Origin of the sequence: uncultured Sphingobacterium sp. (assembly GCF_964277905.1) — a bacterium.
In the GTDB taxonomy this organism is placed as follows: domain Bacteria; phylum Bacteroidota; class Bacteroidia; order Sphingobacteriales; family Sphingobacteriaceae; genus Sphingobacterium; species Sphingobacterium siyangense.
Genome location: NZ_CAXYKD010000024.1, coordinates 228,472 through 250,293 on the forward strand (window position 1 = coordinate 228,472; position 21,822 = coordinate 250,293).

A 21,822-nucleotide genomic window follows, 5' to 3' on the forward strand; every position below is an offset into this window, starting at 1 on the left:
ACCTCAAAAATCATTCTAATTTATGAATTTTTTTTCTCCAATGAAAAGGCAGGAGAAAACACGGGAATTCCGGATCCCTCCAGCCTTCAAAACTTTATGTATGATAAAGTTAAGCACTCTTTCTTTGCTTTCCCTTGCTTTGGGAGCACATGCCTCGGGAAATGCACAAACAGTCAATCTCTCCTTGAAAAAAGTAAAGGTTGAGAAAGTTTTACAAGAAATTTCTAAGCAAACAGACTTACGATTTTTTTATGATGAAAAACTGCTGAATAATCTGCAGCCCATCAGTGTGGATGCAAATCATGCTTCCATTTCACAAGTGCTATCCAAAGCACTTAAAGGACAGAATCTAAGCTATCAGATTCTCAACAACACCATTGTAATTTCCGAAAAACAACGTACAGATATCGAAATTACAGGTACAGTTCGCGATTCAAAAGCAGTACTTGCCGGTGTAACGGTGTCTGTAGAGGGAAATTCCGCATTATCTACAAAAACAGATGCCAACGGGCACTTTTCGCTTCGGATACCTGAGAAGGCAGTATTGGTATTTCAATATATGGGCTACACGGCGGAACGCATACAAGTAGGGGATCAACGTATTTTCAATGTAACATTACAAGCAAGCAACTCTCAATTAGATGAGGTGGTGGTCGTGGGTTATGGTACACAAAGGAAAGTCAATCTTACGGGTGCTGTTGATATGGTTTCTTCAAAACAATTAGAAAGCCGCCCTATCGCCAACTTGGGTGCCGGATTACAGGGTTTGATTCCAAATCTTAATATCACAAGTGCCAATGGGCGCGCAACCACAAACCCTTCCTTCAACGTTCGTGGTTTTACAAGTTTAAATGGTGGAGAACCATTGATTTTGGTTGATAACATTCCTTACTCATCCGACGAAGTAGCCCGCATCAACCCAAATGACGTGGAGAACGTAACTGTATTGAAAGATGCGGCTTCTGCGGCAATCTATGGTGCCCGTGGGGGATTCGGCGTGGTATTGATTACCACTAAAAAAGCCAAAAGTGACAAATTAGATATTGCTTTTAGTAGCAATGTGGGATACAGAACACTAGGAAAGCTTCCTAAATTTATTACGGATCCTTATCAGGTCATGGACATTAAAACAGAAGCTGGAAAGCCTTTGTATAATCTCTACCCGGAATCTGCACGTGAGTATGCAAAAAAACGTTCACTGGACCCATCATTACCTGCCGTAACCCTGTCTGACAATGGTCAGGATTGGGTATATACAGGCACTACAGACTGGCTAAAAGAGGCTTATAACAATACTGCTCCCACCTATAATGCTAATTTAAGTATTGCGAAGAAATCCGATAAGATCGGTTATTATTTATCAAGTGACTACTACAGACAGGACGGGCTTTTAAAATATGGCAATGATATTTACAAACGTTACAACATCAGGGGAAAAGTCGATCTTGATGTGACAAATTGGCTACAGATTTCCAATAATACTCTATTAACGAGTACAAACTATGAAGCTCCTGTATTTTTGGATGGTGATTTTTTCTGGAATGTCAACCGCACAAACTCTTTAGATGTTCCCTTCAATCCCGATGGAACCTGGACAAAAGCAGGAGCACAAGTACTCGGTGCTTTACAACAAGGGGGCAGAAAAGATAACCGCATCAATGAGTTTGTCACAACCTTTTCCGCTAAAGCAGCGCTAATAAAAGGCGTATGGGATTTAAATGCCGATGCAACCATCCGTAGAACCGCGGGAACAACTCGTTCGTACGATGTGCCCTCCATGTATAAGACTGGCCCACAAGCTGTATTAACACCGACATTCTCCAATACCTACGCGCGAAATGATAATTCAACGACCCGATATAATGTGTATAATATCTACACAGATTTTCATAAAGAGATTGGAGATCATTATTTCCAGGCCATGGTGGGTTACAATCAAGAATATTACTATGCGAACAACAATTGGGTAAAAGCACTTAACTTAATATCTTCATCCGTCCCGTCGATAGGCACTGCAACGGGAAATGTCACGAAAGATGAGCAAATCAAAGATTGGGCAGTACAGGGGATTTTCTCTCGTGTAAGTTACAATTACAAAGAGAAATATCTGGCGGAATTCAACGGTCGTTTTGATGGATCTTCCCGTTTTCCTGCTGGCAATCGCTGGGGCTTTTTTCCATCCATTTCTGCAGGTTGGGCCGTTTCAAAAGAGAGTTTCTTCGAACCTGTTAAACAGGCACTATCCATGGATTTCTTAAAGATCAGAGGATCTTATGGTTCCCTTGGGAACCAACTATTCTCATATGATAGCGGCAGACCTTACTACGACACGTATCCGTATATCCCAATTATGAATAACAAACAGACGGATTATATTCTGGGAACTGGAAAACCTCAGGCGGTATATAGTCCAAATGCAGTCTCAGACACCTTTACCTGGGAAACTATTCAAACGGTTAATGCTGGGATTGACATGAATTTTTTCAACAGCAAATTAGGCGTAAATTTTGACAAATATACGCGTTATACCAAAGATATGCTGGTACCCGGAAAAGAGCTTCCAGGGCCATTCGGCACGGTGATTCCCGTAGAGAATGCAGGTGACCTGAAAACAAAAGGCTGGGAATTACGTCTAACCTGGCGTGATAGTAAAGAAGTTGGCGGCTCACCATTCTGGTACAACATTGCAGTAACTTTGGCTGATAACCGGTCTTGGATAACACGCTTTGACAACCCGAGCAGATCTTTGGGCGACAATTGGATAAGAAACTATGTGGGTCAAGAAATCGGAGAGATTTGGGGAGGAGATATCGTTGGCTTTTTCAAAAGCGACGCCGATGTTACACAGCATCCAAATCAAACTGCCATGGGAACGGACGATCAATCGTACAAGTTCTATGCAGGCGATCCGATCTTTGCCGACCGTAATGGAGATGGCAAAGTCGACATGGGCAAAAAGACAGTAGACGATCCAGGCGATATGCATATTATTGGCAACAACAGTTCTCGTCTACCTTACAGTGTTGACCTATCAACAGGATGGAAAGGTTTCGACTTCCGGGTATTTCTACAGGGCATCGGAAAACGTGATTGGTATCCAGGTGCTTCTAATATCTATTTCTGGGGGGTGAATGCGCAGCCATGGACAAATCCAACAGTTCAAAATGCTGATCATTGGACACCCGATAATCAAAATGCTTACTTCCCGGCAATACGCGCTTATTCGGCAGAAGACAATTACCAACAACTTGGTATACCAAACAAACGTTATATGCAAAATGGAGCCTATATGCGTGTGAAAAACCTAACTGTGGGCTATACGTTGCCTCAATCGGTATTAAACAGCCTTAAACTACATAAAGTACGTTTCTTCTTTAGTGCAGAAAACGTGTTCGAAATTTCACACCTCAAAGTTAAGTTAGATCCAGAATCTCTGGGCGGTATATATCCATCGTCAGCAAACAGGGTACAGGCAGCGTATCCTTTTCAACGGACATTTACTTTCGGCCTAAACGTGAATCTTTAATTTCTAAAACTAAAAAAATGAAACGTATCAATTATATCGCTTTAGCATCCCTTGTTCTGCTGGGTGCTTCTTGCAAAAAAGACTATCTGGACCGAACATCGGGTTCAGCTATTACCAAGGAGGTCTTTTTTAATACACCTGAAGATCTCGCAACGTATACGAATGGTCTTTATAAACAAATGCGTGCGGAATACACCGACCTTTATTCGGACAATATTGCATTGAGCAACAACGATCAAAATGCTGAAGTGAGGACATTGCTGGCAGGCACATTGTCTCCCGCAACGGTTAAAGGCTGGGATAAAGATGTATGGGCTCCTTTACGCGATGTGAATTATATGCTGGACAATGCCGGAAAAGTTGCTGGCGATCCGGCTGTAATAAATCACTATATCGGAATAGCCCGACTACTTCGTGCAAACTTCTATTATAAGATGGTCAAAAAATATGGTGATGTGCCTTGGTACTCCCATGCATTAGGAACAACCTCCGAAGAACTGTACAAAGCAAAAGATCCGCGGACAGCTGTTGTGGACTCGGTCATGAAAGACCTTGAATTTGCTGTCGCAAATGTGCTACCAGCGCGTACAGATAATTCTTACTTAACAAAATGGAGTGCCTTGACTTTATTGTCGCGAATTTCCCTCCATGAAGGAACATTCCGTAAATATCATACAGAATTGAATCTCCAGAGCACTGCGCAAACATTTTTGGAAAGAGCAGTTTCTGCTTCTCAAGAAATCATGAGCAATGGTGGTTTTTCAATCGCGGGAAGCAGCGTTACAGATTACAGGGCACTTTTTGCTAGCAATAACCTTTCGACCAATAAAGAGATTATTTTTTTACAAAAGAACAGTCGTGATCTAGGGGTTGCAAATAATACTCATACAGTGTTAGATTGGCAATGGGCGTTGAGCGCAAGCTTAGCCAATGAGTTCCTAATGAAAGATGGTACTCCATTTACCTCCAAAACTAATTACGACAAGAAAAATTTTACGGAGATTTTCCAAGATCGCGATCCTCGTCTAGCCGAAACAGTGATGCCTCCAGGATTTAGCAACAACGCTGCGGGAACGCCCTATATAACGCGTCCGGACTTCGGTGGATTACTTCAAATTAAATTTTACCCACGTGATCCCGCACTCCGCGGCGGATGGGAGCTGAATTATACCGATCTCCCAATCATGCGTTATGCCGAAGTATTATTGATTAATGCCGAGGCAAAAGCTGAATTAGGAACTTTAACACAGGCCGATATTGATGCAACAATAAATAAGATCCGTAATCGGGTTGGTATGCCAGCGCTGAATCTTGCGACGGCCAATGCCACGCCAGATAGTTATCTTGCCAAACAATATCCGACTGTAAGCGGAAACAATAAAGGTGTTTTACTAGAAATTCGTCGCGAACGCCGTGTGGAACTCGCCTGTGAAGGATTCCGTTTTGACGATCTTTACCGATGGAAAGCTGGATCACTGCTAGCTCAAGCCCCTTCAGGAATATACATTCCTGCTTTGGGCGGTGTAGACGTTACTGGAGATGGGGTCGCAGATATTGCCATTCTCAAAAAAGGCGATGACTCTCCTATCGCAAATCTCCCTACAGCGGTAAAAGAAAAGATCGCCAAGTTTTATATCAATGAAGGAACTTTTTATCTCTCTAATGAAACTTCCGGAAAGATCATGTTCTTAGATGATAAAGCACCACAGCGTCCACGAAGTTTTGATGAAGCTAAATACTATTATTTCCCGATACCAATTGAACAAATTGTATTAAATCCCAAATTGGAGCAACCAACAGGCTGGAAATAATAATTACAATTTGATCTAGACAATAAAGAGCCAGCTCTCCCCTTGGTACAGCTGGCTCGATTTTATTTAAACAACATGAAATTACTCAAATTACTTGCCTGCTGCCTCCTTCCGATTCCCTCCCTTTTTGCACAACAACGCGTTGGTCGGGTTTTTGAAGATCAGAATGCGAATAACCTGTTCGAAAAGAACGAAAACCTCCTCGGTGGAATCACTGTATCCGATGGTTATGATGTGGTAAAAACCAACAGAGACGGAACATATACTCTGCCCTATAACCCCAATGCCCGCTTTTTGTCTGTCACTGTACCCAGTGGTTACAAGGCTACCAAAACACATTACATTCCATTGCGTGCGGATGCCAAAAATCTAGACTTCGCTTTAGTCAAACATGCGGTCCAACAAAACGATTTTCTACGGTTTATCCAAATCACGGATACAGAAACACCGCTATACGGACCTTGGATTGATAATGTCAGAAACTACGCCAAGCAACAGCGTGCAAGTCTGATCATGCATACCGGAGATATCTGCTATGAACCGGGCATGCTTTTTCATGCCAAGCAAGTTAACAGCGAACTCATGGGCAGACCGACTTACTATACCGTCGGCAATCATGATCTTGTCAAAGGTGAATATGGCGAGAAGCTATTTGAAGATCTTTTTGGACCGACTTATTACTCATTCGACGCCGGGCCGGCTCACTTCGTCGTTACACCAATGCCAAATGGCGATTATAAACCCAGCTACACGGCTGATCAGATCATAGCTTGGCTCAAAAAAGATCTAGCTGCCATGGATAAATCCAAGCCGTTGATCTTTATTAACCATGACTTCTTTGTAGGGCCTGATTTTGTACTTAAAGGAGAAAAAGAACAGATCGATTTAAAGCAATATAACCTTAAGGCCTGGTTCTATGGACACTGGCACAACAATTTCGTCTTCAAACAAAATGGTGTCTATGTCGTTTGTTCCAATGCCCCTAACAAAGGTGGTATTGATAATTCTGCCGCACAATTTGTTGTCGTCGATATTGACAAACAAGGTATCAAGAATATCAAGCCGATCTACACAAACTTACGTGATCACGTCCAGTTGGTACGGCCCGTAGGAAATCAGTCCTTAAATGCTGACCAAACGCTGCCTATACTGGTCAACGCCTACGATAGTGAGCGACAAATACAGGGCGTAGACCTCACAATATCCGCACATGAGACCGGAAATCGCATAAGCTCGATTTCGCTGAAAGCCTCCGGAGATTGGACATGGCAAGCAAATGTTCCTTTCCAAAAACAAAATCACAAAGGACAATACGATGCACTTATCACGATTCGTTACGGGAATGGCAAACAGACCTTAAAGAAAGAAACGTTTAACCTCGCGCCAGCAGAAAATGATAAGATCAAACTACAGTGGTCCACTTCAGTCAATGGAAATATTTGGAAAACAAGCCCTTTGGTTGTTGGCGATAAACTTTTTATAGCCACAATGGATGATGGCATAGGAACCAATCATGCAATCAAAGCCCTGGATAGACGGAGTGGAAAAGTATTATGGTCTCTGCCAACGATAAATTCCATTAAGCATAAATTACGTTTCAGTGATGGTATATTGTTGGCCACCGATGTTGAAACCAATGTCTATGCCATAGATGCAAATACAGGTAAAATCCTGTGGACAAAGAAACCTTCGACTCCAAGTCTCCCGACCTTTGTTTCTGGCGCTGCGCTTGACAACGGGATCTATTATACTGGATTAGGAAAACGAATGTCTGCGATTGATATTCATACAGGCAAACCGTTATGGGAAGGTGTAGAACCATCAGGCGGAGAGGCTACTCCTGCGGAACTATCGGTTGTCGGTCAAGTTCTTTTAGCTGGATACAACTGGAATGCGCTCTGTGCTTATGATATCCATACCGGAAAACTGCTCTGGAAACGTCAGGAAGATGGCTTACGTTTTAGAAGTGGCGGGATAACAGCTCAAAATGATTACATCTATACGACCGGCCTCAATGGCATCTTTAAGATCGATCTAAAAACGGGAGAAATCTCACAGAAGAGCATTAAAACCGACGATTTTAAGGTGATGACTGCACCAAAGGTCAGTGAAAACCTTTTGGTTATGCCAACTTCCACCAACGGAATAAAAGCCTATGATCTACAGACTCTGGAAGAGAAGTGGCATTTTCCCACTGGAGAAGCTCTTGTCTATTCTTCTGCATACAGTAGTCCTGATAACCATAAACTGGTCGGCACAGTTGAATCTGCTGTTATTGAAGTCAAAGACAAGTTAGTTTTTGGTGCTTCAGACGGCTATGTCTACGTCCTTAATAAAGCGGGTAAACTCCTATCAAAATTCAACCTAGGTTCGCCTATATTTTCAGACATCACAGTGGATGGCGATATGATTTATGTGGCTGATTTCGCAGGAAATGTTTCGTGCTTTAAACTCTAGTATTTATACATATAACAAAAAAGGGAGGTGCTAACTCATTTTAGAGTTAGTACCTCCCTTTTTCTTTTATTCTTAAAAAGTGTACACTCCCATTCGACTTATGATCAAAGCGAATCTTGGGATACCTAATCTTACCTAAAGTCAGATACGGTTGTTCATCTTTTATAACCGACAAAAACTATGCGTCAGTTTCTACAACTTACAACCAACTTACGCTACCGGTCTCAACATCATAGTTTGCGCCAACAATCTTAATTTTACCCTCTTCTTCAAGTTTACGGAGCGTTGAACTTTGTCTGCGAATGTCACGGATCGCATGTTTAATGTTCTGTTGATTTAGTTTTTCAAGCAACACGCTATTTTTAGAAGAACGTTCTTCCCCCTGATCGATCACCTCATTAATGATCGGGTCGAAATGATTAATCAAATGATTTAGGTTATCCATTCCCATACCCTCAATCTGTGCCGCATCCAATCCTCCTTTTAATGCTCCACATTTGGTATGCCCTAGAACGACAACAAGTTTAGAACCTGCCACATTGCAACCAAACTCCATCGAACCTAAAATATCCTGGTTGACAAAATTTCCGGCGATCCGGATACTGAAGATATCGCCCAATCCCTGATCAAATATAAGTTCTGCCGAGGTACGGCTATCGATGCAGCTTAGCACCACTGCAAATGGCCATTGTCCCTCACGCGTAGCGTTCACCTGTTCGAGTAGATCGCGGTTAGCTTTCAGATTATTAACAAAGCGCTGGTTTCCCTCCTTCAGGAAATCTAATGCTTTTTCAGGTGTAATCGTCGATTGTGTTTCGTACGTATGTGCCTTCATAAAATTTTATTATTTGGAATATTAAAGGTAAAATTAATACGTTACATTTTAATTACCAATAGGACAAAATACCCGTAATTTCTTATATAGCCCCATTGACTTCGTTCTTTGTGTAATAATCCATCCAAGCTTTAATTCTTCCGACAAACATTTTAAGATAGTTTTCTGTCAAAAATATGTTGGACCAATCAAATCTTTGTGCCTGTACGCCCAGATAAAAAATAAAAATAGAAGCGCCAGCTTTTGGTATTAAGCTGAGCTCTTTTTCAGATAAAAATCTATTGCTCTGGTATCCCCGTAAGAAGCTTTGCATTTTTAATTCATACTGCTCTTTATCTGATTCTATGAAAAACAGTTGTTTGCAGAAATATCCAACATCTAAAATTTGCCATCCATTTCCACAAAAGTCAAAGTCAAAAATCGTAATCTCCTTTTCAGCTGTAACGGCCATATTATCATACCATATATCCATATGTATAATTCCGGTTTTCGTATTATCGAAATCTGAATTTTGAAAATTTCCTCCAAACTCCCTAATGAATTCCATTTCTGGTAACTTGTCCGAAAAGAATTGTTTTAAATACGCATAAGGTAGCTCTATAAGAGACTCCTTATGATAAGATACTCGGTTAATGTTCTTGTTTTCGGTATGGTTGTGAATATTTGCCATTAGAGAACCTATTCGAAAACAAGTTTCGTTGTCCATAAATCGAATTTTCTCACCTTGAGCAAAGGAAAAAAGTACAACATATCTGGTTCCTTCAGGAGCATTTATTTCTTGAATGAATGCTCCGTCTTTATCTTCAATTGAAAAAGAAACACTTAAATTTTCATTCTTCAATGATTTCAGAAGGTCAAGCTCTTCAATAATTTCGGTTTTTGACCTCCAGTTATGACTATAAACTCGCAAAACGTATTTCGTTTCGGTGTTGGAAAGAAAATACGTATGATTCATTCCTGTTCTGAATAGGGTACAATTGTATTTGTCATCTAGACCATATCTATCTTTCACAAAATCTCCTAATTGTTTGGCAGAAAGAGTAGAGGCTATAACAGGAAATGTTGTCATTTTTTTAGTTGCTAAATTTATAGTTTCGTTAATGAAGGATGTTTTTCCATTCAGGGTTATGATCAATATCAGATTATTTTTTATCCCCCTACAACTTTTGTTTATGGCTCACTTTGTTCCCGGAAGTTCATATTGGTTTTGTAGATACTAATAGCAAAAAAAGCTTGCAATATGATTTGCAAGCTTTTTTAAGTTTTACTCTTTCGATCTGTAGCCCGTAGGGGAACCGAACCTTTACTAGATTAATCTATTTATCAACAACTTAAAAACCTTCCATTTCTCTACTCACCGAATAACTCACTGGTTTGACATACGTTTTAGCTGCAAGTGCTAAATAAACTAATATACGAAAAAACATTCATAGATGCCATGTCTCAAAAAATAGAATATTACCCTAGATTTATCTAAGAAGATCAGGTATCTTAATTAACATCAACGACTCTTCCTGCTCATTCTTGTATTTTACTAATATTTCTCTTAGAGCAGTAATTAATTTATCATTAAAATCAGGGCTTTTTAGTCCTATTCTAATAAAATTTAAATGCCATATTCCCTGCTTTGTACCACAATCTTTGATGAGTATATTAAATTCTTTCAAAAGCTGCTCTGCGAGGCCTGTCGATGAAAATGGAGGAAGTACCTCACAAAGAAAAAAGTTTGCTTGCGATGGCAAGACCCTAAGAAATTCAATAGATCGTAATTCATTAAAAAACCTGGATCTTTCTATACGAAGTAGTTGACAAGCTGTAGTATAATCGGATTCAAACCTCCCAATAATCTGCATGAAATACTGTGCATAAGAATTAATATTCCATATAGGAAGTTTCTTTCTGACTATTTCAATGATCTTCCTATTTCCGCTCGCTAATATTCCTAATCGTATTCCAGGGACACCAAAACTTTTAGAAATACTCTTTATAATGATGAGATTTTGGAATTCATTTAGATATCGGTTTTTCAATAATGTGTTTTGAGGATAATAATCCGAAAAATCTATAAACGATTCATCTATAATAACAAAAATATTGTTTTTTTCAGCCCATTTGATAATTTCACGGATTTCTGATTTCTCAATTAGTCTACCTGTTGGAATATCCGGATTTATTAGTAATAGTACTGATAGCTGTTTTCCGTCGAAGTAATCTATTATATCTTTATTAGAAAGTGATGAATCAAGAGGATATGAAAATGAAATGATCCGTTCTGTAGGAAATGTGTTAGGGTATTCCTCAAACGTTGGAAAAATTATCCCAATATTACCCTCGGTAAATAGTGAGGGGATCTCTCTTATGATCTCGGAGGCTCCATTTGCGATACATATATATTCTCTATCAATAGAAAATAGATTGGCCGCCAATTTGTCATTAATCAGCCTGCCAGATGGGTAAGAAACAAGCAGTTCTTCACTGATTACATTAAATTCACGCTTAAATGCACTTGTAGGAAAATATGGGTTAACAAGATAATAAAAATCTAACAATTTGGGAAACCGCCAATACCCTCCATATTCTTGGCTGTAATTTTGCAGTAAGTTTTCTTCTGAGAATAAAATATTCGCGACATGCAAATCCTGCCCATCGTCGATTTCATACCACTTCTCTTCTTTTAGAACATGACAACGTAATACATCTCTATCAATTATTGAGATGATATTCAGTACTTCTTCATAAAATTGATTTTTGCCAAACGCCTCAATGTAAGCTTTCAAGAAAGGTAAATAGCGATTTTTAAGAAATTCCTTACTAAACTTATGGACATTGACTGTTTTGTAGGATTCAAAAATATTATTGTTGTCGACAAAATCTTTTTTAATTATCCTCTTTATATTTTTTTTGTCATCTATTTCCACCATCGTTCCTGACATCCAAGACTCATATTTTGCAACTACTGATAAATTGGGAAAAGGATCTCTCAATAACTTAGACAAAACTCCCTTTTCTAGAATTATATCGGATTCTAATAACAATACATCATTATTCTCTAAATAATCTTTAACTAATGACAGAGAATATATGTTATTGGTAGTTTCGTAAAAGGAATTAATAATAAATTTAATTTTTTCATTTTCATAGCGTGTATTCACATGTGAAATAAGATTCTCCGCTTTGTATCCAGCAACGATAATGATATTTTCAAATTTCAATAAAATTAATTCATCAAGCATATGCTCAATGAGTCGCTTGTTGCCAACTTTGACCATACATTTTGTATGGTTTGAAGTATGATTTTTCAATCTTCTTCCCATACCTGCAGCTAAGATAATTGCTATCATATTTTCTATTTTCTTCTTTCTGTCCAATTTCTTGACTCTGAATGATTAGATGGCAAAAATGGATCTACATTCGGAAATATTTGTTCGGTTGCTTCAGGTAAAATCATGTAATTACCGTAAGCTCTCCTAAGATATTCGTGATAGCCAATGGGGACAGGGAGCTGTATCCCCTCAAATTCATGATCAATTACCTGTTCTATTTCGTTAAATTTAAGATGAATACTTCCTTTAGAGTAAATTAATTCAAAGCCGTTTACAATACAATTATCCCAATTTTCATACAAGTCATATACAAAAATGTCAATTTGAATACCATTTTGCCAACCAAATTCTTCAAATCCTGGGTAATGACTATATCTGTCTCTAATTTTTGCGTCAATTATATCTCCCGATTTATAAAAAGGATCAGTTTCGGACGTTTGGAAGAAAAGATCGTCCGGAAGTATATCTTGTATTATTTGTTTAAACCTTATATAGTCGACTCTCAACATGCCGATATCTGCTTCATGATCCCAAGGAATAAATCCTTTATGTCTGATTGCCCCCAATAGCGTGCCATATTCTAGCCAATAATCAATTTGATGTTTTTTGCAAACCTGATCTATAATTTTTAACATTCTCAAAATAATAAAGTGAACTTGCTTTACTACAGTTGGCTGATTTTCTCTTTCATCAATAGGAAATATCATTTGTATAGGTATTTGGTTAATATTAGATTTGGTGTATATATTATTTATTAAATGCATACTTTGGAGGAAACAAAAAATATTGATTATTCTTAATTCCTAATTTTATTATGTCTTAATATTACTGGGAATTTTCACACTATTTAATTTGCTTTCTTCCAACGCGCAATGTAAAAAACTCAGCTTGTTTTCTATAAAAAGTGTAAACTTATCTTTGTTAAAGCATCCATTTTTTTTATTTTCTGAAATTAGTCCTTCTGCTAGTTTCCTGTACTTGGAAACATCTTTATCCTCCAAAATGGTATTTTTACTAATTAACATTAGAGCTAGATAGTCCATGGTGTTATCGATAATTAATTGTCCAAAGGTTTTAATCGCATAACCTAGCATGATCTGACACGCTGAAGAAGACTGAATTTTTCTTTTCGTCGTACTCACTTGCTCACCATGATGTCGATACTTAATTAGCGGTATGGGAATGCTACCTAGTTTCAACCCAGAAAGTATTGAATCAATCCAAAGTTTATAATCTTCAGCGCAATATGCCCAACGATCGTAATAAAGTTTCTTTGAATTAAGATCATTTTTTCTCATAGTAACGGTAGGATGACATATCACGTTTCGATATAAAAATTCAACTAAAAGGTCTTCATGCTCAACAGAAATGTTTACTCTATTCAACAAAATAGTGTCATCCAAAGCATTCTCATAGAGTATCTCATAATCCGAACCTACTATACTTACATTAGGATTTTCTTCCAAATACGCGAGCTGTAATTCAAATCTATCCCTACGAGAGATATCATCACAATCCATTCTTCCAATATATTGACCCCTCGAAAAGTATAATCCCTTATTTAATGAGCGTGTAATTCCTTCATTTCTATTATTGGATATTAATACAATTCTTTGATCTTGAAAGGACTTTATAATGTCTTCTGTTTTATCTGAAGAACCGTCATCTATAATTATAAATTCAAAATCATGATGTGTTTGATCCAATATACTACGGACCGATGTCTCAAGATATTTTTCGCCATTGTAAACTGGCATTATTATGGACAATATGGGTTGATTTTTCATTATTTATTTGAGATCGTTATTTAAGTATAATACACTTATCATATTCCTAATTATATATAGAACGTTGTATGAATGATTATCTCACTGCACTGGATATGTAACCATACTCCCATAATTTATCTATTTAGTGAGTAACTCGAACCTGTTAAAGTTCAATACAAGAAAATATATTAGTACAAGCGTGCACACAAAAAGAATGACAAAATACCAATAACTTAACTTTTTCGTTATAAAATCGTTAGTCGATTTTGACCTCAATGCTTCCTGCTTATTACTTGAGTTGGGTATGTTGTTTCTTTTATTGCACATGATTATCCTCCTAATTCAAGTTGATTTTTGACTAATTCATAATATAATCCTTTATTCTTTGATAACGAATTGTGTGTTCCAATTTCATGCACGGTTCCCTCATGAAGAACTATTATTTGATCAGCATTTTTCACAGTACTAAGGCGATGGGCGACAATAATTACTGTCTTTCCAACGAAAAATTTCTCTAGATTTTCCACAATTTGTTTTTCATTATTTGCATCTAGGGCATTTGTAGCCTCGTCAAGAAATAAGAATAATGGATTTTTATAGATTGCTCTTGCCATCAGAATACGCTGCTTCTGCCCTTGACTAAGACTCATACCCTCTGATCCCAGTGTTGTATGGAAACCATTAGGTAAGGATTCTATATAAGAAAGAATATTCGCTATTCTACAACTGTCGGTTAGCCGATCGATATCGAATTCGTTGCCAACGGTAATATTTCCAGCAATAGAATCGTTGAATATATACCCATCTTGTAATACTACTCCACATTTACTTCTCCAATAGGAATGGCTAAATTCTTTAAAATCAACACCTCCTACACTAACTTTCCCAAGATACCCATCATAGAACTTTAATAGAAGCCGAAGCAATGTAGTCTTTCCACTTCCACTGACACCTACAATTGCCGTTATTTTACCTTCGGGAATGGAAACGTTGATCTGGGAGAGTACTGGACGATTAATTGAACCAGGATAGTTAAACGAGAGGTTATCAATCCTTAGATCGAGATTTTCAGGAACCTTTTTTAATGAATTCTCGGGTTGTTCTTCATTATCTTTGTCATGTATTTCATTTAGTCTTTCCATACTCAGTTTAGCATCTTGAGCATTTTGAATAAAATTAACGAGTTGTTCGATAGGGCTATTCAATTGGCCGATTATATATTGGATGGCGAGCATTGATCCTAAAGTTAAATCCCCTTTGACTACGAGGTTTGCAACTAAAAAGGTAATAATCGCATCTTTTATTTGATTGATAAACATAGCGCCAGATTCCTGCAATTGACTGTAATTCAATCCTTTAAATTGAAGTTTAAATATCTTTACTTGAATATCCTCCCACTGCCATCTTTTGGAATCTTCCGCATTATTAATTCTAATCTCGCTCATACCTTGTATTAGTTGCAAGGTCGCATTATTTTCTTGTGACGATACATCAAAAACTTGATAATTTATTTTCCTTCTAATTCCAAGAAAAAAATTGATCCAAATAAAATAAAGCACACTTCCAGTAAAGAAAATAAAGAAAATATATTTATTATAATAAATAAGCACGATTGAATATACTAAGAGTGCAAATACAGAAAATAAAGAGTGAATAGCCGATCCAGTCAAGAAATTTTGTACTTTTTTGTTATCATCAAGCCTTTGAAGTATATCGCCAGTTAGATGACTTTCAAAGTATGATAATGGAAGCTTTGTAAGCTTCACCCAAAAATCAGAGAGAATAGATAAATTCAAAATTGATGATATTTCTAGCAGTAATCTCGTTCTTATAAAGTCGACTATAGTTCGACTAAAGATCAACGCTACTTGTGCAATAAGGACTAAAGTAATATAATTGAGATCTTTATTTTTAATACCTATATCTATAATATTTTGAGTGAAAAATGGAAATATAAATTGGAATGTAGATGACAGCAATAATGCCCATAATACAAAGGAAAGCCTAATTTTATGGTCATTCAGATATTGAGTTACTAGACTCCAAGCAAGCTTGGGCGTTATAGAGTCATGTTTTGAATAGAAAGATTCATTTGGTTTCATTAATAGAGCTATTCCTAGCCCATCCTTTTCATCTCTTGCGGGAATCCACTTCTCAGAAAATTCACTTTTACTGTAAGTTAGCATACCTTTTCCCGGGTCAGCTATTCTTACATATTTTTCATTAGAAGAAGATGGAATCAAAACTACGTAGTGGTTCTGCTCCCAATGTAGGATGCAGGGACCTTCATCCAAATAAAGAAGCTGGTCAATGGTTAATTTTACTCCGGAGGTTTCTAAACCTAATTTACTTGCTGCATTTACAATACCTCCCATAGATATACCTATTTTTCCATATCCTGTATATTTTTTTATTGTTTCTGTAGAATAATTTTTACCATAATATTTAGCGATCATCCTTAAACAGGTCGGACCACAATCCATAGCGTTCAATTGCTTGTAATAGACAAAATGGGATTGTTTATTTTTCATTTAAATATAAATCATTGTTTTAATCACCCACAACATTATTTCAAATGTAATATACTATCCTTAAAATAAAAATAAGTAAACATACCTATTGATAAAAATCATTTGTGCTTATAACTTTATTTCAAACATAATACCCAGAGAAGGTCTTTTGGATTTCAAATTAATGTTATTAATTCTTACAATTTTTTTGTGCTAAAAAAGTGATGTTATGATATTATTATTTAGTAGGTTAGATGACGGCAATACCCATTTGGTTATAGAATGGCTACTTCATATGAAAAAGGCATTTATTCGGATAAATGCGGATGATAAAAAAACTAAGATAAAAAGAATTGACGGCAATGAAGAAAGTATAATTGTGGAGCAAAATGGTAAAGAATATGATCTTTTAAAATGTCGATCAGTTTGGTATAGACGCAGAGGAATATCATTGGGCTGCACAGGTGTTAATACTGATGATTTGGATACATCAATATTCTTAGATGCTCCTTTATATCACAATGGTCATCTAGAAAGGGAAACGAGTACATTGGGTTTTTACATGTATTCTCAATTAGAAAATAAAATACCAAATAGTATTGGGAATCCTTATAAAATGAATTTAAACAAGCTGCGTGTGCTTGAAATCGCAAAAGCATCGGGGCTTTTAGTGCCACAAACTTATGTTCTTACTTCAAAAAGAGATTTACAAACACTTTTAGTTGAAAAAAAACTTTCTTTAATCACAAAAGCAATAAGCGATGGTGTTTACCTTTTTACAGATCAAAATGGATATTATTCTTATACTGAAAAAATCGATATTAGTGATTTGAATAAAATACCTGAGACCTTTTATCCTTCTCTTTTTCAAGTTCAGATTAAGAAAAAACTAGAGCTACGTGTGTTTTATATAAAAGAAATTTTTTATGCAATGGCGATTTTTTCACAGAGCGATACGCAGACTGCAGTTGACTTTCGAAAATATAATAATAATCGTCCCAATCGGACAGAACCATATGAATTGCCGGAACACATTAAATCCAAGTTAAAAGAAATGTTAAAAAAATTAGAATTGAACACGGGATCAATAGACATAATTGTTGATGAGAATAATCAATATATATTTCTTGAAATTAATCCTGTAGGTCAAATAACTATGACTTCAAAACCATGCAATTACTATCTAGAAAAGAAAATAGCAGAAATTTTATAAAATGGAAAAACACGAAATAAGAGCGTTTCAGATTGATGAAAAGCAGAGAAAAAATTTACCAATATTCTATAACTATATTACATATAATGCTTTAAGTAATTTGGATGAGTTTTATGTTCCGAGATTTAGTGACAAGTTAACTTGCTATGTTTCAGATTCGAATCCGTCAAAACTGATTTCCAAAATTATTGATTTTTCAAAAACAGAAAATCTCGACTCATGATTCAAGAGAAATATTTATATGTGTACGCCTCAATTTTTCCCGTAAAAGGCTATACGAGGACAATGCTAGTAGATACATTTAGAAGAGCATTGTACTTTGTTGACAACAGTTATCATAGATTATTTGATGAATTTAGAAAACATAAATTGAATGAAATATACAATATGCTGGAGGAAGATTTCGACCGAGGTGAATTCGAGAAATTTATCGAATACCTGATATCGAATGAACTGGCGATCCTTGTGGATGAGATCGAGACATTCCCACCCATGAACATGTATTGGGATGATCCATCCGTGATAAACAACGCTATAATCGATGTGGGTGAAAAGCTTCACAATTTTAAGCAAATATTTGAAGATTTAAATAGTTTAGGATGTAAACATATTCAAATACGAGCCTATCATACTTTAAAACTAAATGATATTTCAAGTATCCTTGAAGAATATGAGCAGAATGATTTTAGATCAATAGAAATTTATTCGAAGTACAAGGAAGGATTTACCACAATCGAGCAATTTGGCATATTACAGAAAAGATACCCTTATCTTTCGCTAATTATCCACGGAGCGACCAAAGATGAGTTAATAATTCATACGCCCTGCCCAGATATTCCTTCCTGGGAATTAGGTCGCTTGTTATTTGTTCGTCAGGAAATTATGTCATGTAGCTCTTGTGGGATTATTAATCAAAAAACTTTTTACCCACCATCTTTGGAGCTATTTATGGAGAACCAAATATATAATGGTTGTTTAAATAGAAAGATATCAATTGATATAGATGGAGAAATTAAGAATTGTCCCTCAATGTCTAATAGTTTTGGAAACATTGAAAATCAGAGCCTGTCTGCAGTGGCAGAGAGACAGGATTTTCAAGTTTTATGGAATATTAACAAATCTCAGATAAAAATCTGTAGTGATTGTGAATATAGAGCTGTATGCACTGACTGCCGAGCATATCTCCAGAGTCCAGATGATATCTTTTCGAAACCTTTAAAATGTAGTTATGATCCGTATAAAGGTGCTTGGGATGAAAATGTAAACCCTATAAAAAAAGAAATTGTACAATAGGCGAATCCTGAAAAGCCTTAATAGAGTAAGGAATAATTTTAAATCAAATATTATGAAAAAGTTAAAATTGAACCAAATGGATATTGCTCCATTATCTGAAAAAGATTTAAACAATGTTTTAGGCGGTTTCTTCGCTGTATCTACTGGTGGTGGATCTGCATCTAGTGGCCCTACTTGTTCTACATCTACCTGTGGAAATGCAGACGTAGATGCTACTAACGACAGTGATAAAGAAAGTGATTAAAATTGGTTAGGCAGAGAAGGTGTAAACACCTTCTCTGTTCTTTATTCTTCGAGAGTTGAAAAGTAACTCGAAAGTTCTTTTGAGGAATTATTCACAATTGTTTTGATATCTGATGAAGTTTTTCTGAATATTGAACGTAATTTGATTTTTATAGAAAATATATTATGAGAAATACCAAAATTAAATTAAAAAAAATGGAGGCAATTCATTTGAGCAATGAAGACTTCAATAATATTTTGGGAGGGTTTTACGCATCCACAACTGGTGGTGCGGCCTCTTCTTCATCTGGGCCATCGGCATCCGCTTCCGCTTGTAATGGCAAAGATGTTGACGTCACAAAAGATTCAGATGCAGAATCAGATTAGTTATTTTGAAGCATCATATGGGCAATATGTTATTTAAAGTTTTTGCTATCCTTCCTTTATTCGTAGGTTTATTTCTAAATGTGTCTGCTCAGTCAGCCCCTGTTTCAATAAAAATGTTAGGCCAAGTATTGGATCAAAACGGCACTTATCTTCCATCAGCTACAGTTATGATTTTGAGCAATGATACATCCTTACTCAAAACTACCTTAGCTGATGAATTAGGTCACTTTAAGTTTGATAACTTATACAATGAGCATTACATTATCAAAGTATCTCTTGTGGGATATATCCAAGATAGTATTTTTCATGTTTATCCTTCCGATACTAGCGCAAATAACTTTAAAAATATTGTGATTAAACTTCGGCAAAATAAAAACATGCTTGAGGAAGTTGTAATTGAGAGAAAGAAACCCCCTATTATCGAAAAAAAAATAGATAAACTTATCTTCAATATTGAAAACAGTGGATTAAATATAGGTAACTCTGCTTACGACATATTGCAACGGTCTCCCGGGGTGAGCATGGATGAAAATGGGACAATATCACTAAATGGACAGCAGGGGGTAACAATTCTCATAAATGATAGGCCCACATATTTAAGTCAATCACAACTTACCGCATATCTCAAAAGCTTGAGGGGAGAGGAACTTTCGAAAATTGAGATAATGGCCAATCCATCTTCAAAATATGATGCAGCAGGGACTGCAATCTTAAATATCAAAACCAAAACCAATAATAGAATGGGATTTAATGGTAATATATATTTGACTCATTCTCAAAGTAAATATGCCTCAAATTATGGAGGTATTAGTATAAATTATAAAAATAACCGCTTTAATGCCTCTGTCGGGTATAATGGAGGGCTAGAAAAGTATTGGAATACTAATGAATCGACGTCTCTATTTTCCTCAACAAACTTAAATTCTATTTTAAAGAATAACTCATCTGGTGACTATAGATCATTTAGGAACAATATCAAAGCAAATCTTACTTACGAACTCAATGAGCGGAATACTTTAGCGTTTTCGACAACAAATCTATTAAATTCTTATAAAACATTGAATTATAAATCGAAGAATGAGTTCTACTCAACAAATGGCATTGATTCAACTTCAATCACTAGTAATACCGGAACATCCAAATTTAATTCTAATCAGTATAATTTGGCCTATAATAGTGAATTGGACACTCTCGGTAGTAAGATTTCTGGCGAGATTGATTATTCCGTTTTCAAAAGTCCATCTAATTTAGACTTCAAAACAGATTTTGTTTCTAATCTTAATGGTTCCCAAAGGGAAAAACTTATTAATAATAATAACCCTATTAATACAAAAATAAAAGCTTTTAAAATAGATTACACTAAGATATTTAGAAATAATGCGCAATTGGAATTAGGAATGAAAGCTAGCCAAGTAAAGCTCCAAAACGAGAATATATTCACTGATATATATGGCTCTGTACATTCTATAGATTCAATAAATTCTAATAGCTTTAAATATAAGGAACGGATTTTGTCTATTTATTTAAATTTTAATATAGCGCTTTCTAAAAAAATTGTTATTCAATCAGGGCTACGTATTGAAAATACCTTTAATGAAGGATTCCAGGTAAAAAGCGACAGTATTTTCACAAATAGATACACAAATTTTTTTCCAAGTTTTGTTATTCAAGATAATTTAAATGAGAATAATACCTTATCGTTATCATACAGTAAAAGGATTAATCGCCCTCAATATGATTATTTAAATCCATTTAAATACATTGTCAATGATTTTTCCTACCAAATCGGGAATCCCTATTTAATGCCCGAATTAACCAACTCGTTTGAATTTTCACATGTCTTTAAAAGCAAATTTGTCACATCGTTTTTTTATAAAACTACTTCAAATATAATTTCCACTATTGTGAATCAGAATGATATAACAAAAGTTACTGTTTCTACATATGATAATATAAGTAAAGCCAAAAACATGGGTTTTTCAATTAATGGATCTTTTTCAATAGGTGAAAGAATATTTTTTCAAAATATGTTTAGCCTGTATAACAACAAATTTAACGGAGAAGTTAATCGACAGTTAATAAACGTTAACGCGACGTCTTTTACGTTATCGCAATATTTCCAGATTTCATTACCAAAGAACTATAAAATTGATTTTAATTGGAATTACCAATCAGGGAAAAGTGTCGGGATTTATGATTTTAAGCCAATATTTACATTCAATACTTCTTTAAAGAAAAGAATAGGAAATAATTTAGACATCGGACTGAATATAAATGATGTTTTTAATACATTAAGAACACGATCTTCAATTCTTCAAAATGGTATTGACGCAACATATGTAAATAAAACCCAATCACAGAAAGTTAGCCTCTCACTAAATTATAGCTTCGGCAATAGTAAGTTAAAAATTAATAAAAAAGAATCTTCAGGGTTTGACACCGAGAAAGACCGTTCTGTAAAATAAAAAAGAGAAAC

14 protein-coding genes are annotated in these 21,822 nt (G+C 35.9%); 8 read left to right on the forward strand and 6 right to left on the reverse strand.

The window, feature by feature from the left end; translation table 11 throughout:
- Positions 1–100 precede the first annotated feature (100 nt).
- The 3 genes from ACHWSC_RS10910 (at position 101) to ACHWSC_RS10920 (ending at position 7,794) form a co-directional block, all read left to right on the forward strand.
- Positions 101–3,526, forward strand: coding sequence for a TonB-dependent receptor (locus ACHWSC_RS10910; protein WP_394676793.1), 3,426 nt, complete (start codon positions 101–103; stop codon positions 3,524–3,526).
- A gap of 17 nt (positions 3,527–3,543) precedes the next feature.
- Positions 3,544–5,337 (forward strand): RagB/SusD family nutrient uptake outer membrane protein, encoded by a 1,794-nt coding sequence (locus ACHWSC_RS10915; protein ID WP_394676794.1) that lies wholly within the window; start codon positions 3,544–3,546, stop codon positions 5,335–5,337.
- 75 nt (positions 5,338–5,412) lie between these two features.
- Positions 5,413–7,794, forward strand: a complete 2,382-nt coding sequence (locus ACHWSC_RS10920; protein WP_394676795.1) for a PQQ-binding-like beta-propeller repeat protein — start codon at positions 5,413–5,415, stop codon at positions 7,792–7,794.
- A gap of 199 nt (positions 7,795–7,993) precedes the next feature.
- Here ACHWSC_RS10920 and ACHWSC_RS10925 read toward each other — a convergent pair whose 3' ends face one another.
- From ACHWSC_RS10925 to ACHWSC_RS10950, 6 genes are all read right to left on the reverse strand, one after another.
- Positions 7,994–8,629 carry a carbonic anhydrase family protein gene (locus ACHWSC_RS10925; protein ID WP_120335688.1) on the reverse strand — a complete coding sequence of 212 codons (636 nt, stop codon included), beginning with the start codon at positions 8,627–8,629 and terminating at the stop codon, positions 7,994–7,996.
- A gap of 82 nt (positions 8,630–8,711) precedes the next feature.
- Complete coding sequence (locus tag ACHWSC_RS10930; protein WP_394676796.1) at positions 8,712–9,698, reverse strand: phosphotransferase; 987 nt, start codon at positions 9,696–9,698, stop codon at positions 8,712–8,714.
- 400 nt (positions 9,699–10,098) lie between these two features.
- Entirely contained in the window at positions 10,099–11,970 is a 1,872-nt protein-coding gene (locus tag ACHWSC_RS10935; protein ID WP_394676797.1) for an aminotransferase class I/II-fold pyridoxal phosphate-dependent enzyme, read from the reverse strand.
- A 5-nt stretch (positions 11,971–11,975) separates the two neighbouring features.
- A complete protein-coding gene (locus ACHWSC_RS10940) occupies positions 11,976–12,659 on the reverse strand; it encodes a phosphorylcholine transferase LicD (RefSeq protein ID WP_394676798.1) in 684 nt (227 codons plus the stop codon).
- A 105-nt stretch (positions 12,660–12,764) separates the two neighbouring features.
- Positions 12,765–13,739: a glycosyltransferase gene (locus ACHWSC_RS10945; RefSeq protein WP_394676799.1), complete on the reverse strand. Its 975-nt coding sequence runs from the start codon at positions 13,737–13,739 to the stop codon at positions 12,765–12,767.
- Between the two features lie 311 nt (positions 13,740–14,050).
- Entirely contained in the window at positions 14,051–16,252 is a 2,202-nt protein-coding gene (locus ACHWSC_RS10950; protein WP_394676800.1) for a peptidase domain-containing ABC transporter, read from the reverse strand.
- A 208-nt stretch (positions 16,253–16,460) separates the two neighbouring features.
- Here ACHWSC_RS10950 and gwsG point away from each other — a divergent pair, with 208 nt between their 5' ends.
- From gwsG to ACHWSC_RS10975, 5 genes are all read left to right on the forward strand, one after another.
- Complete coding sequence (gwsG, locus tag ACHWSC_RS10955) at positions 16,461–17,444, forward strand: grasp-with-spasm system ATP-grasp peptide maturase (protein WP_394676801.1); 984 nt, start codon at positions 16,461–16,463, stop codon at positions 17,442–17,444.
- Between the two features lie 219 nt (positions 17,445–17,663).
- Positions 17,664–18,737, forward strand: a complete 1,074-nt coding sequence (gene gwsS, locus ACHWSC_RS10960; protein WP_394676802.1) for a grasp-with-spasm system SPASM domain peptide maturase — start codon at positions 17,664–17,666, stop codon at positions 18,735–18,737.
- Between the two features lie 52 nt (positions 18,738–18,789).
- The gene (locus ACHWSC_RS10965) at positions 18,790–18,981 is read left to right on the forward strand and encodes a TIGR04149 family rSAM-modified RiPP (protein WP_394676803.1); all 192 of its coding nucleotides are present in this window, start codon (positions 18,790–18,792) and stop codon (positions 18,979–18,981) included.
- Between the two features lie 164 nt (positions 18,982–19,145).
- Complete coding sequence (locus ACHWSC_RS10970) at positions 19,146–19,346, forward strand: TIGR04149 family rSAM-modified RiPP (protein ID WP_394676804.1); 201 nt, start codon at positions 19,146–19,148, stop codon at positions 19,344–19,346.
- Positions 19,347–19,372: 26 nt separating this feature from the next.
- The gene (locus ACHWSC_RS10975) at positions 19,373–21,811 is read left to right on the forward strand and encodes a TonB-dependent receptor domain-containing protein (RefSeq protein WP_394676805.1); all 2,439 of its coding nucleotides are present in this window, start codon (positions 19,373–19,375) and stop codon (positions 21,809–21,811) included.
- The last annotated feature ends 11 nt before the right edge of the window (positions 21,812–21,822 follow it).